Origin of the sequence: Deefgea chitinilytica, assembly GCF_016881405.1 — a bacterium.
In the GTDB taxonomy this organism is placed as follows: domain Bacteria; phylum Pseudomonadota; class Gammaproteobacteria; order Burkholderiales; family Chitinibacteraceae; genus Deefgea; species Deefgea chitinilytica.
In genome coordinates this window covers 51,382-65,215 of sequence record NZ_WOFE01000007.1, presented here as the reverse complement: position 1 = coordinate 65,215, position 13,834 = coordinate 51,382, and the positions used below count along the sequence as shown (strand labels likewise).

Annotated in this window: 13 protein-coding genes; 4 read left to right on the top strand and 9 right to left on the bottom strand. The window is 50.3% G+C overall.

The window, feature by feature from the left end:
* Positions 1-56 precede the first annotated feature (56 nt).
* Positions 57-785 carry a transporter gene (locus GM173_RS12730; protein ID WP_203571762.1) on the bottom strand — a complete coding sequence of 243 codons (729 nt, stop codon included), beginning with the start codon at positions 783-785 and terminating at the stop codon, positions 57-59.
* Positions 786-1,178: 393 nt separating this feature from the next.
* On the opposite strand from GM173_RS12730, the gene GM173_RS12725 reads away from it, so the two are divergent.
* The 3 genes from GM173_RS12725 (at position 1,179) to GM173_RS12715 (ending at position 4,411) form a co-directional block, all read left to right on the top strand.
* Positions 1,179-1,889 (top strand): SPOR domain-containing protein, encoded by a 711-nt coding sequence (locus GM173_RS12725; protein WP_203571761.1) that lies wholly within the window; start codon positions 1,179-1,181, stop codon positions 1,887-1,889.
* Positions 1,890-1,977: 88 nt separating this feature from the next.
* On the top strand, positions 1,978-2,628 hold the full coding sequence (locus tag GM173_RS12720; RefSeq protein ID WP_203571760.1) for a thiol:disulfide interchange protein DsbA/DsbL: 651 nt from the start codon (positions 1,978-1,980) through the stop codon (positions 2,626-2,628).
* A gap of 148 nt (positions 2,629-2,776) precedes the next feature.
* Complete coding sequence (locus tag GM173_RS12715) at positions 2,777-4,411, top strand: NAD(P)/FAD-dependent oxidoreductase (protein WP_203571759.1); 1,635 nt, start codon at positions 2,777-2,779, stop codon at positions 4,409-4,411.
* Positions 4,412-4,772: 361 nt separating this feature from the next.
* On the opposite strand, the gene GM173_RS12710 is transcribed toward GM173_RS12715, so the two are convergent.
* The 8 genes from GM173_RS12710 to GM173_RS12675 all read right to left on the bottom strand — a co-directional run bounded on the left by GM173_RS12710 (position 4,773) and on the right by GM173_RS12675 (position 13,399).
* Positions 4,773-6,128, bottom strand: coding sequence for a YdgA family protein (locus GM173_RS12710; protein ID WP_203571758.1), 1,356 nt, complete (start codon positions 6,126-6,128; stop codon positions 4,773-4,775).
* A gap of 241 nt (positions 6,129-6,369) precedes the next feature.
* Positions 6,370-6,768 (bottom strand): hypothetical protein, encoded by a 399-nt coding sequence (locus tag GM173_RS12705; protein ID WP_203571757.1) that lies wholly within the window; start codon positions 6,766-6,768, stop codon positions 6,370-6,372.
* Between the two features lie 147 nt (positions 6,769-6,915).
* Positions 6,916-7,083 carry a hypothetical protein gene (locus tag GM173_RS12700; protein WP_203571756.1) on the bottom strand — a complete coding sequence of 56 codons (168 nt, stop codon included), beginning with the start codon at positions 7,081-7,083 and terminating at the stop codon, positions 6,916-6,918.
* Positions 7,076-10,048: a class I SAM-dependent DNA methyltransferase gene (locus GM173_RS12695; protein ID WP_203571755.1), complete on the bottom strand. Its 2,973-nt coding sequence runs from the start codon at positions 10,046-10,048 to the stop codon at positions 7,076-7,078. The genes GM173_RS12700 and GM173_RS12695 overlap by 8 nt, the downstream gene beginning before the upstream one ends.
* A 131-nt stretch (positions 10,049-10,179) precedes the next feature.
* Positions 10,180-11,436: an ABC transporter permease gene (locus tag GM173_RS12690; RefSeq protein WP_203571754.1), complete on the bottom strand. Its 1,257-nt coding sequence runs from the start codon at positions 11,434-11,436 to the stop codon at positions 10,180-10,182.
* The gene (locus GM173_RS12685; RefSeq protein WP_203571753.1) at positions 11,429-12,118 is read right to left on the bottom strand and encodes an ABC transporter ATP-binding protein; all 690 of its coding nucleotides are present in this window, start codon (positions 12,116-12,118) and stop codon (positions 11,429-11,431) included. The genes GM173_RS12690 and GM173_RS12685 overlap by 8 nt, the downstream gene beginning before the upstream one ends.
* A 142-nt stretch (positions 12,119-12,260) precedes the next feature.
* Positions 12,261-12,737, bottom strand: a complete 477-nt coding sequence (locus GM173_RS12680) for a DUF2796 domain-containing protein (RefSeq protein ID WP_203571752.1) — start codon at positions 12,735-12,737, stop codon at positions 12,261-12,263.
* Between the two features lie 11 nt (positions 12,738-12,748).
* Positions 12,749-13,399 (bottom strand): DUF3299 domain-containing protein, encoded by a 651-nt coding sequence (locus GM173_RS12675; RefSeq protein ID WP_203571751.1) that lies wholly within the window; start codon positions 13,397-13,399, stop codon positions 12,749-12,751.
* Between the two features lie 163 nt (positions 13,400-13,562).
* On the opposite strand from GM173_RS12675, the gene GM173_RS12670 reads away from it, so the two are divergent.
* Positions 13,563-13,700 carry a hypothetical protein gene (locus tag GM173_RS12670; RefSeq protein WP_203571750.1) on the top strand — a complete coding sequence of 46 codons (138 nt, stop codon included), beginning with the start codon at positions 13,563-13,565 and terminating at the stop codon, positions 13,698-13,700.
* The last annotated feature ends 134 nt before the right edge of the window (positions 13,701-13,834 follow it).

Below are 13,834 nucleotides of genomic sequence, written 5' to 3'. Positions count from 1 at the left end.
GCAGAGCATGCTGTCAAACGATCGCGAGTGACTCACAATCGTTTAGCAACAGTCGGCTAGAAATGGAAAGTAAGCCCAGCGCTCACAACATGATCGTCTGCGGCATGATTTAAGCCGTGGTGATAAGCAACATCAATATCCAGCAATTCCGAAGGCGAATAAGTCACCCCCAAGCCCACCGTCGATGGATCGCGATTTGAATTGGCATCGGCGTTGCGCTCCAAAGTCCACTCGGTATTCACTGACCATTGCTCATTGAATTTGTACTCCGCTGCAACAGCGGTTTGCCAGATGTTTTTGCGTTCATCCACGCGATTATTGTTATAGAAGTAACCAGCATTACCGAATAAAGTCACATCGCCCAGTTCATAAGCGGCAATCAAAGTTGCTACATATTGCGTGCGCCCTGCGCCTAGGCCTTTGTCATCATTGCCCGTCGCGGTGATCAGCTCACCTGCTAGCGCCATTTTTAAAGCATCGGCCTCTAGAAAACGCCATTTCAGACCTAGGCTTACGTCACCGAGCCCCGATTCAGTCGCCACATCATCGGCCTTATTAACCAGATGCGGCAGCGTCAACGACAGATCAAATGTCTCGGTCACACCATAAGTAAGGGTCGCCGTGGTTTCCCAATTTTCCGTATTGCCAATGTCATTAGTCGCGCGTTCTGTCGCGATTTCTAGTTCCACCTTACCCAAACCGGCCGTGTCGGCATCATCATAAGCATGCGCCCAGCCCATCGCCGAACACAGCACTGCAGTCATGATTAAATTATGTTTTCGCATCAAGCTCACCCTTTTGTATTGAGAATTATTCTTTATTACTGCGAATATATTACAATTGAGAATTATTATCAAAGAAAACAATCTTCCCGACTAACTTACAACAGAACCAAGCAAATGATATTCATGCTTTTGTTCACAACCGCAATTGCAAAGTCAATATTGCGCTGTCGTAAACCGCAAAGCACGGTAGAATTAGCCGATTAAAGACTGATTAAATTGCACTGCATTGTTAAGGTTAGTTGACGCTTGGCTTTGTCATCGTGTTTGAGCTGATTGTGTGCTGAAATACGAAGCCCAAGCCGCTGTTAAGCGACAACAAGTATTAACCTAGAATAATGCTAGGCACGATACAAGGCGCGAATCGCCGGAGATAGTTTGACCATGAGCCGTGACATGAAATCCAGCCGTAACAACCGCACCGCGAGCGCCAATAGCAGCAAAAAAAATGGTGGTAGCTCACTGATTACGGGGCTGTTACTGGGTTTATTTGTGGGGATTGCGATTGCTGTAGTAGTGGCCTTATTTTTAAATCGCAGCAATCCATTTCAAAGCAGCAAAAGCACGCCAGCGGATGCAATTGGCTCGGCGCCAGAAGCAGCAGCCAATATACCTGAAGTATTATTGCCCGGAAATGGCAAAGAAAACCCTGCTCCCGCAGTAGAAACCAGTAGCGCAGTCGCCAGCAAACCTGCGACAACGGCAGCCAGCGAAGAGCGCTTTGATTTTTATAAAATGCTACCCGAGCTCAATGAGCAAGCGCCAGCAGAAGCCAAACCGACCCCAGTCAAAGCATCGGCAGCCAAAGCCTCTGCGGTTAAAGCATCAGCCGCAAAAACGGCAGCCAGCAGCACCGCTAAAGAAGAAGCAATGAAACCCGCTTGGCTGCAAGTCGGCGCATTTAAAGACGAAGGTGACGCCGACAACCTCAAAGCAAAACTCGCACTAATTGGGGTTGAATCACGAATTCTGACGTCTGATGTACCCGACAAAGGAATTTGGCACCGAGTTCGCGTTGGCCCCTTTAATTCTGCCGCTGAACTCGATACAGTACGCAAACAATTGAAAACCAATGGCATCGACAGTGCTGTGATTAAAGCAAATTAATTTGTGAGGCAAGGCACGAGGAGCAAAAACAGATCCGGCTCCTCTTTTGCCGAATGCCGAACTCCTTACCTTTTTCTAGGAAGCAAACATGCTCAAAAACTGGATTAAAACCGTTGTATTGGCCGCCTCTTTGCTGAGCGCATCAAGTGCTTTTGCCTTTACCGAAGGTAAAGACTTTAAAGCGCTGAGCAAACCAATGCCGGTTGCCGTTGCTGGCAAACAAGAAGTGATCGAATTTTTTTGGTACGGCTGCCCGCATTGCTATGCCGTTGAACCGCATGTAGAAGCATGGGCAGCAAAATTACCGAAAGACGTCAACTTCCGCCGTGTGCATGTGATGTGGGATGGCCGTAACGATATGGAAGGTCACGCCAAAATCTTCCTCGCTTTGCAAGCGTTAGGACTCGATGGCAAGCACCAACAAGCCGTAATGAAAGCAATACAAACCGACCGTATCGAACTACGTAACGAAGCCAAATTACTGGAATGGGTGAAAAGCCAAGGCATTGACGTCGCTAAATTCAAAGCCGTCTACAACGGTTTCTCCACCAATGCACAACTCAAAAATTTGGCAGCGATGACGCGTGACTACCAAATCGATGGCGTACCAACTTTTATCGTTAATGGTAAATGGGTGACCAGCCCTGCGATGGTCGGTGCAGAAGATGCCACGATCACCAAAATGCTCGACGAGTTGATCGCCAAAGGTCGCAAAGCACCGGCCGCGAAAAAGAAATAATCAGTCAATCCTGATAAAATACAGCGCCATGATGAATAATCATCATGGCGTTTTTTTATTGATAGCGACGTATATCACGCCAGCCATTACGAATGAATGGCTAGCAAGCAATACCCTGTTGAATAAACCTCAACCTTGAAGGATCACCATGCTCCGCATTACCGAACTCAAACTGCCGCTCGACCATACTGAAGCCGAGCTCAATACCGCCATCGCCACCTATCTCAAAATTAGTGAATCTGACATCAATAGCTATATCGTCTACAAACGCAGCTACGATGCACGCAAAGGGATGATGAATCTGGCGTATATCATTGATTTGGACGTCGGCCAGCTAGAAAAGAAACTGCTCGCGCAATTCAAAGCCGATACGCACGTGCTGCCCACGCCCGACACCAGCTACCACTTTGTCGGCCAAGCACCAGCGACCCTCACCCATCGCCCCATCGTCGTTGGCTTTGGCCCCTGTGGCATCTTTGCTGCACTAATTTTGGCGCAAATGGGCTTTAAACCCATCGTGCTTGAGCGCGGGAAAAAAGTGCGCGAACGCACGCAAGACACTTGGGGCTTATGGCGCAAAAGCACGCTCAATCCAGAATCGAATGTGCAATTTGGCGAAGGCGGCGCGGGGACTTTTTCCGACGGTAAACTCTACAGCCAGATCAAAGACCCGCGCCATTTAGGTCGTAAAGTCTTGAATGAATTTGTCAAAGCCGGCGCGCCCGAAGAAATCCTGTATATCGCCAAACCCCATATCGGCACGTTTAAACTGGTTGGCATGGTGGAAAGAATGCGCGCCGAGATTGAATCGCTCGGTGGTGAAATCCGGTTTCAGCAACGCGTTGATGATTTGATTTTGACAGACTTGCCCGATGGTAATAAGCAAATTCGTGGTGTGCGTGTTACCGAAATCGGCGTAGCAGGTCAGCCAAGCAATGAAATCCTCAGCGAACACGTGGTGATCGCGCTCGGTCATAGCGCACGCGATAGTTTTGCAATGATGCACAACCGTGGCGTATTTATGGAAGCCAAGCCGTTCTCGGTCGGTTTCCGTATCGAGCATCCACAATCCTTGATCGACAAAGCGCGCTGGGGCAAATACGCCGGTCATCCAATCCTTGGTGCTGCGGACTATAAACTAGTGCATCACGCCACCAATGGCCGCGCCGTGTATAGCTTCTGTATGTGCCCGGGCGGCACGGTGGTTGCCGCTACAAGCGAGGAAGGCCGCGTCGTCACCAACGGCATGAGCCAATATTCGCGCAACGAGCGCAATGCCAATTCCGGTATGGTCGTCAGCATCAACCCGAGCGATTATCCTGGCGGCGCGATGGCGGGGATTGAGTTCCAGCGGCAGCTTGAAAGCCATGCTTATATACTCGGCGGCGAGAACTACAATGCGCCAGCGCAGCTGGTTGGCGATTTCCTTGCTGCTCGTCCATCGAAAGAAGTGGGTAGCGTTGAACCATCGTACAAACCCGGCGTAAACTGGACCGATCTAGCAAGTGCACTGCCTGATTACGCGATTACTGCAATGCGCGAAGCGCTACCTGAATTTGGCAAAAAAATCCGTGGCTACGATATGCACGATGCAGTGCTCACCGGCGTAGAAACGCGCACCAGCTCACCGTTACGCATTACCCGTGGTGACAATTGCCAATCGCTGAATGTGCGCGGCTTGTATCCTGCGGGCGAAGGCGCGGGTTACGCGGGTGGGATTTTATCGGCGGGTGTGGATGGGATTAAGGTCGCTGAAGCTCTGGCCTTGGATATGCTCAAGTAAGTAAATGACTGGCGCATCACGCAAACAAAAGGCAATGTTCGGATTTAGTGTTGATATTGTTTCGCTCTCGTCGAGCTGGGGATTTTAAAATCCCTCATATCAAGCCGACGAAGTCGGTGCAGATATATGGGTCGCCTTCTTTTGCTTACTTTTCGCAGCGAAAAGAAAAGTAAGTCCCCATCGCGGATTGCGGCTGTAAAACACAGTGCCGCAGGCACTTAAACCATCAACACCAAATCTGGTCATCACCAAATAAAATGATGTATAGCCATGTAGCCATTGCTTAACAATACTCTCAAAGCAATACCCAACAAAAAAGCCATCCACAGCGGATGGCTTTTTTAATCAACTTCAATTCAGTTTAATGCGCGCCCATCAATTGCATTGGGTCAAACGGTTTACCGTTGAGCGTAATATTGCCTTGCTGCGCGATAAAATTCGCCTTAATCAATTTGCCATCAGTCACGACAAAGCCTTGTTGAACCCCCATGCCCAAGCCTTCTTGGAACGAAGCCAGCGTATTTTCGACCGCATCAGCAGGCGAGAGATCTTTAATCAAGCGTTCAACCAAGCTTTTTGGCACTTGCATCGACACGGCTGCATCTAGTTTTTTGGTCAATGTATCTGGATTAGCAAAATCGTTTTTGGTTAAGCCTTTGGTTTGCAAATGGAAGGCCAATACCGATTCACCCTCACCCGTTTTCAGGCTCATTTTTTGGCTGTATTTCGGATCTTTGGCCAACAACGCTTCGGCTTGCGCTTCCAAAATCTTCATTTGCTCAGCAGGATTGCTGCCTTTGCATTGCAGCATGGCTTGCACACCAAAAGCCTCGTTAAACGCTTTCATCGCGCCCGCATCCAAGCGCTCTAAGCCAGCTTCCAAAGTGAGCGTACCGACTTTCTGTTGATTAACTTGCACATCATCCATCTGCCCTTTCACCACACCGCGCATCAAGCCGCCCTCAATCGCGCTCTCGCCGCTGACTTGGCTCAGCCCAAGGCGGAAATCAACAGGTTTTTCTTGTGTTGAATCAGCGAGCACCAATGATGCCAATTTCACTTGATCCTTGCCCACGTACAGGCCTTCCGATGATTTCTTTAGTTTTGATTCATAATCCAAAGCACCTGTCGCGAATTTGCTCTTTTGCGCTTTGGTCACCACTTCCAAGCCACCTTGCTTGAGCGTGGTATCAAAGAAACTAAACTGGCGATCTGACTGCACCGTCGCGTTCAGCGCTTGCACGGTCACTGTCGTGCCAGATTCTTCCACCATAAAGGCAGGAACTGCAAATTCAGTGCGAAATCCGCCCGAGAAATCGAGCTTGGTATGAATGCTGAGCGGCTGTTTATCTTTAAAAATTTTAGCCAATTCTGCCTTGGTTTTTTCATCGAACTGAATTGCGGTATCAATCGTCATATTAAACGGATGATGGCTGATGGTATTTTGCAGCGTGAGCGTGCCCAACTTGCCATTAAGGGGATGAGCCGCGTCGACACCCGTTTCGCAGCCAATTTGGTAGGTGACATTTTCAACTGCACCAAATAAGCTTTTTTGCAGATCACGTTTCACCACTTTAATCGCAGGATACTGGCTCAAGGCTGCCGCATTATTATCGAGCGCAGTCGAGATTTGATTGCCCGCATACCAGCTCGCCCCAGCGTAGCCGCCCCCTAACACCACCACAGAACCCAATGCCAGCAATACAATCTTATTCATCATCGCCCTCTGACTTTCAATTTACCAAAAATTAACGTAAGCAATAAATTTACCACGTAATGATAAAGAAAGACATGACTCTGGGCGATTGATCAACGGCAACTCACAAAAATCGACTACTGCGTAACAACATGCCCACTTAAGTAATGGGGAAAATCACATTTTGGCGGCTAAAATCAGGCGGGCGCGGGCAGAGTGATCACGCTCAGCCCTTCGGGTTTGACAGCGAGTAAAGCAAATTTCAATGGACTTTAGGCATCCACTGAATCACGCTAATTGCTTGCTCTAGGCGCTGCAAAGCGGTATTTTTTTTCGTCAATTCAATATTTAAAGCCGCCGCCAACGGTACTGTGTGGGCGATTTCACCATTGGCATTTTTGATCGCGCGGGCAATCATTTGGGCGTCTGATTCGGTAAAGCGCGTCGCCCACTGCGCCGGCACGGTACTCGCTTGCTTGGCTTTGCGGCCTTCCATCACAAACTGCAATGCGGCGCTGCCTATCATCACAATATATTGCGTCGTGCGTGGATCTAAACTGGCTTTTGCGGCTTCGATTTCGGCGATTTGCTGGCGAAGCTCTTCAGCAGGGGTCATGTCGATGTCCTGATTATTTGGCGCGAAGTGCAATGCGTTTTTCATCGTTTTCTACTTACAAAGAAGGTGGCGAACAATAGCATAACAAAGCAACAACAACTTCAATCCTCAGCCAATGCGCACTCACCTCAATCGGATTGAGCGCACAGAACGCTTCAATCAATCCAATTAAACTGGATTAGTTGCCTGATTTTAATCGTCTTGCCAATAGGCCTCAATCAACTCACCATCCGCATCGATCACCCAATATTCCTTGCCATATAAATACACACTATCGCCCACCTCGTATTCCACCCACGGTGGAATTTGCTCAGGCAGCAGTGGTATCGCAGCAACATCGTCGGGTTTCTGCTTAGCCATGACTGCGTGCCAAATTGAGCACCAACAAGCGGCGCAAGATTTCTTCATCGCTCATCACGGGCGTGTAGTCATCCCAGCCATAGGCTTGTGCTACGGCCAGATCCAGCTTTTCGTGGGCGCGGGCAAGCCAGCTTGGGCGCTCGTTGTAGAGATTGGTCAGTGTGCGTTTTTTCAGCGCAGCGGCGTGTTCGGGTTTGGGGATAATGCGGTCGGGAAAGCCCGCCACCACTTCGGGTATGCGGGTGACCCATTCGGGCGGGTTTAGCCAGTTTTCGCGCAGGGTGTTTAGCCGGGCTGCCGCAGCGGCGATGGCGCGGGCGTGCTGGATTGCTGCTTTGGGGTATTGCTCGCTAAGCTTTGGTAAAACTAGCTCGCCATCTGATACCGTGCCATGTATCGTGTCGGCGGGCGTTAGGCCGGCGGGGAAGGGGAAGGTAGCAAAGGTAGTGGTTGGTGTGTAGCGGGGACGACCGCCTTCTACCCCATCTCCATGAATAGAACCTTGTGCCAGCGACCAAACTTCGTGTAGCCGCGAATGAACAATACCGAACGTCGTGTCGTCGGCGCGGGCAATCACGATCAGTTTTTTATCGGGCAGGATTGCGCCGTTGAGCCAAACAAAAGTGCGATGCTTGGCGGTTTCGGGGCTGGCGATGTAGCGCGGTAAATCCTTGATGGCGATACGCATATCTTCACCCGTTCTTCCAAAGCGCCACCAATATTTCTTCCGGTTTTTATCTTTGTTTTTGTCACGCTCAGGCTTGACATGCATTTCTACAAAAGCAAACGGTAGTTCAAATAAGGCAGCCTCGTCCTGACTCAGGTGACAGCCAAAATCAATGATCCAGCCATCTGTATAGCGTGAAGTGACGTCTTGACCATTTAAACGTGGTTTCAACACCAAGCTGTTTGGTTGGGCATGTGGATTTGGTTGTTTTAACCATTCTCGTGCCTGAGTACCAGTGATATCAAAAGCGCCGTTTTTTTCTGGCCCCTGAAATGCCACTCCCGCGTTTTCTGCCAAGGGCTTGGCCAGCGTCAGATCACACGATGATTCATCGCCACCCACTGTCAAATCGGCATTAATCCGCGCCACTGGCTGGCCGTCGAGGCAAGCGTAGGATGGGTGGAGCCCCGCAGGGGCGATACCCATCGCGGCATCGATTTGATGATGGGTATCGCTACGCTCCACCCATCCTACGGTTGGCTCAATACCGAAACACACCAGCGACACGCGTACCGCCGCGCCTTCGTTGACCCACGGCTCATCTGACCACGCGTTAAAAATAGGCGCATCGGCGACAATCGCGTCAAGCACTTTGCGATTGCTGCCATTGCGAATGGATTGTGTGGAGACCAGCCCGGCGCGCAGGCATTGCCCCGCAGCGATCTGCTCACGCGCTTTATGAAACCAATAGCAGACCAAGTCGGCACCGCCGGGCACCTGCGCGTCGTACAGACGATTGAGCGCATCAAAATAAGCGCGCCCCAGCTCACCGCTTTTCTTGCTACCGCCCAAAAACGGCGGATTGCCAACGATCGCGTCGCAGGCTGGCCACGCCGTGGCCTTGCCGTCTAAATCAATCAGCGCGTCGGTGTTCTGAATATGATCAAGTGGCTTGAGCAGCGGGCGTTCGTTCAGCGGATAGCCGTTGGCCTGCATCCACTGGATTTCGCCAATCCAGACGGTGACGCGCGCCAGCTCGGCAGCGTAAGGGTCTAGCTCCAGCCCCAGCACATTGGCGGGGCTCACCTCGATGCCGACTTGGCGTTGCAAGCCTAAATCGGCGGCTTCGATATTGGCGCGGTGCTCTAGATCTTTGAGCGCCTTGAGCGCCAGAAACAGGAAGTTGCCGCTGCCGCAAGCGGGGTCAAGCACGCGGAAATTACGCAGCATTTCCAGATAATGCTGGAAGGTTTTTTGCGCTTTTTTATATGCCGCGTCATTGTGTTTTTTTGATTTGGCGAGCTGCTCAGCGATGTCGCTGCGGGTGCTCTGCCATTGGGCGGCTAGTGGCTCGACAATCACCGGATTGATAATTCGCATGATCGAGGCACGGTCGGTGTAGTGCGCGCCGAGCTGGCTGCGTTTTTTCGGGTCTAGCCCGCGCTCGAATAATGTACCGAAAATCGTCGGGTCAATCGCACGCCAGTCGAGCAATGCAGCCTGATGCAGGCGGAATACGTCGTCGCTATTGAGTGCCGGAATGGCGATGTTTTTGAATAAGCCACCATTGAACCAGCGAATTTCATCGTCGCCATAATCGCCGCCCTTTTGCATGGCTTTGAATAGTGCGGTCAATCGGTCAGTGACGCGTTCGGGCTTGGCGAGATTTTTCTCCAGCAAGGTCGTAAACAGTTTGCGCGGCAGCAGTCCTTCGTCCTCGGCAAACATGCAAAATAAGCATTGAATCAAAAAGTGAGCCACTTCGGTGGCGGGCAAATCCCGTGCACGCATCGCTTCGGCAATGTCACCAAACTTGCCTGCCGCTTCTTCGGTAATCGCGGCGGTTGATTTGATGGGTCGCAGTTTTTCCGGTTCGGTAAATACCCAGCGCAGTATTTGTCTGGGCTTCTCATCCAGCAGATCTTGCAGACGAATACGATGTACTTCGTGCGGATAGCCCGTAAAGGCGGTGTGGATTTCTATACTTTCGCGATCACAGACAATCAGTAACGGCGGGTTGTCTAAATTAAGAGCGTAATCCGTCAGCTGTTTGAGTGCTGCTTTGAGATCACGGCCAGGCTTTTTGTTTTCCCACGCAAAATGATCACGCTTCCACACATCGGCCCAACCCTCGCCACCGCTCGTTTTGCTGGCTCCACGCTCGAAGCAATAGTTTTCTGGATCGTAGGGCTTTTCAACTCCAAGCAACTCACACAAATCTGCAAAGTGCAATTGTGCGCCTGCGCGTTCATTGAGATCGTTATTGGTCCATTTCTGGATAAACTGAGCAGGTGTCATTAGGGTATATCTTTAAGATTATTAATTAATTTGGCATAGATAAACATACCCAAACTTAATTGGCAATGTTCAGATTTGATGCTGATGGTTTTTTCTCTTGAAATAGTCCTCACGCCTTTGATGACATAACTCTAATGTTGACTCAAACCATCGCTGAGCGACATTCGATAAGCCCGCCATGCAGGAATCACGGCAATACTCGCCCCAGCAAGCAATGTTGCCAGTAGCAGACCATATTCATGGCTTGACGGCGCGTTGATTGCGATATGCAAACCATAAAATTCTTGCAGTATTGAGCCAAAGACTTTGATTAACAAGTACAACAGCGACATACCCAGAACAATACCAACAGCAAGCAGTAACAGCGTCTCGCCCATCACCAACACAAAGATCTGCCCCGCACTAGCACCGACCGAGCGTAAAATCGCCATTTCGCGGCGGCGCTCATTTAAGCCGGTGAGTAAAGCTGTCAACATGCCCAATAAACCAATCACCATCACAAAACCTGACACCACCAACAAAGCTTGCTCAGCAATTCTCAGCAAAGCCCATAATTCTGATAACGCGACCCCCGGCATCACCGCCATTAAAGGCTCACCTTTAAATTGATTCACCGTACGCTGAAAACTAAAAATCGACGTTCTCGAGTGAAGTCCAACATAAAACGCAGTAATCGAACTCGGCGGTGGGATAGCGCGGTTTTCATCCGCCGCCAACACCCCCGAGCTAGACAACAGTGAGGCACTACCCGATTCCCAGCCTTCGTGAATCGCCGTCAAACCATCCAAACTCACATGCACCGTATCATCGACGGGCGTTCCAGTGGGAGCAAGAATGCCAACGATGGTAAAGGGCTGATCGGTATGATCCGTGAGCGCGCCGTCGCCACTGCCATGCGTCAAAGTGATTTTTTGCCCTAAACTGTAGCCGCGCTTTTGTGCAACATTTGCGCCCAGCACTGCGTCGTGAGTTTTGATAAAAACGCGCCCGTGACGGAAAGCAAGCGCCTGCTGCTCGCCAACACGTAAATGCCTGAAATAATCCAGCGTCGTGCCCAGCACGGCAAAGCCGTGATGACTATCGCCCAGCGACACCGGAATCGTCCACGCCACGCGCGGATCGGCGGCGAGCGCCTGATAGCTATCCCAGCCAATATTATTGGTCGCATTACCAACCCGAAATACGCTATACAGCAGCAATTGCACCGAGCCGGTGCGCGCGCCGACAATCAAATCCGTGCCGCTAACCGTATTGGCAAAACTATTTTTCGCCTCAGTGCGCAAACGCTCAACGCCAAGCAGCAATAACACCGACAACGCGACGGTCAACACCGACAACGCAACGGTTAAGCGCCGATTGAGTAGACTCTTGAACGCGATTTTAAACATCGGCCAGCTCCAGATTGCCACGATTGATTCTTAGCAAATCCACGCTGCGGTCAAACTGCAGCGCCAATTGCGGATCGTGACTGACTAAAAGCACAGCGGTTTGCTGCTCGTCGGCACATTCAAACAATAATTTGATAAACGCGGTACGACGGTCAACATCGAGTGCCGATGTCGGCTCATCAGCAATCAACACTTCGGGCGCGCCAATCAGCGCCCGCGCCAAAGCCACGCGCTGCTGCTGCCCCACCGACAGTGCATTCACGGTGCAATTCAAATAAGCCGTCAGATCCAAGCGTTCCAACAGATGCAAAGCTTGTTGTTGCGGATTACCAGCGCGATGACGGCGAATTTTGGAAAATTGACACGGCAGCAGCACATTATCGAGTACCGATAAATAGCTCAGCAGATTGAATTGCTGAAACACATAGCCAATATGATCGGCACGAAAACGGTCACGGGCAGGGCCAGACATGACTGCCAAATTTTGCCCCAACATCCACACTTGCCCCCGCTGTGGCACTTGGATTCCCGTCAAAATCGACAACAAAGTGCTCTTGCCGCTACCGCTAGGGCCATGTAAAAAGACACGCTCACCCCGCCCAAGGGTAAACGCGGGAATATCTAAGGTTGGCTGCGCGGCACGCGGCCAAGTGAATTGCAAATCAGCCAGTTCAATGAGCACCGCGCACCTTCCTTACAATAATCAAACTTCAATGCATTTAAGTAGGCTGACAAAAATTTCCGCCCATCGTTGGCTCGCCTCGCTGTACTACTTGTACTATCTTCGGCTTCGCCGCCTTGTTCGAAAACTTTTGCTCAGTTACTTATTTCAAATCCAGCACTTGACCCGGTTTAAGCTTGAGTTGCTTCTGGCCTTGCGGCGTTGCCAGATTGACCGTCAATGATTTAAACCCGGGAAACAACTGCCACAGCGGTAATTTGACTTGTGTGGCTTGATTGCTGCACTCAAACACATATTCGACCGAAATATCGCTATGCTCGCCCTTACCAAAGGTCGGCATCGTCACAGCGGGTTTAGCACTTTTACATTGCGCATTCAAAGCAAATAGATTGGCAGGCACTTGCAATTGCGCGGCCACGTCTTTGACTTTGTTTTTCTCATAATCGCTTTTTGGTGCTCGCTCAAAACCCAGCAAATTATCCGCCGGGCTCTCCAAAGTGATCTGCACTTGCAGCCCATCCACCACCACATCCAACTCAGCTACCCCATGCACATGGGCGGAATGTGGCGCAGCCATTACAGGTATCGACACCAAAGCCATGATTAATAATGATTTCATACAAATACCCCTTACTTTGTTGTGTTATACGCGCGAACTTCTGAGGCGAGCATTTGATAACCAACGTCAACATCAGCAGCGCCGTCGGCCAAAGCCAGATTCGCTTTAGCCGATTTAATCGCTAGTTTGCCCACCACGGTCACTGGAGCAAATAAATCGCCTTGTGCAAATCCAGCAGGATATTGCACCACGACCATTTGATTGGGCGGCGGTGCCGGTACATGGATACACGCGCCAATCACTGGCACCAATAAAAATTCAGTCACCAGTTTGCCTTTGAGTTTAAGCGGCAATAAATAGCCACTGAGCTCAATCACTTGCCCTTGCAGGCTGGGTATCATTTCACTGATGCGTTTTTTTTCGAACGCTTCAATCTCAGAAATCAACGGTTTTAAATCTTTCAAATCTTCCTTTAATAAAGCAACATCTGCCGCCGTCAAATTCGCAGGCTTCACTTTATTACTTTCGAGTTGTTGCTTAAGTTCCAGCTGCTGAATCGCTCGCATCAAACGGCTTTTTTGTTCTTGATTCATGCTAGTAATAGCCTTGCGTAACGCGGGGTCATCAGGCTGCAACTGCGGCCATTTCACCACTTTGGCCTCCGCCGCCAGAACCAAATTACTGAACAAGGCAGCAATCAATATCAACAATACGCGAGCCATGAGTATTCACCGTGTTTATCGTGCGGCAATTCTAACGAGCTTGCGTGGTTCTGGTTAGAAAAAATAATTAGCGCCGCATTTTGTATACGAAGTACAACTGCAATCAGTTTGCAATATGAAAAGACTAGGATCAGTTTTAATCCATTCACGTCGAGGAAGTGCCATGAAAAAAGCTGCACAATTATTCACGACTCAACTTAAGACACGCGACGCGTTCAAAAAAACACTCGCCGAACGCATGGTCGGTAAAGCCCCTTTTGCCTGGCTCAAGTTTGCCACCATGCCAACTAACGCAAAATGACCATCTAGTTAGACCTCGCCATCGGCTCTGGTCACGAGCGAGGCATCCCATAGCGGAACGCCAGCCACTCAACTCGGTCTTACACCCCAGCCGCGCACAAAAACTGCGCAGCAGTGCACTGGCTGAACGGAGTT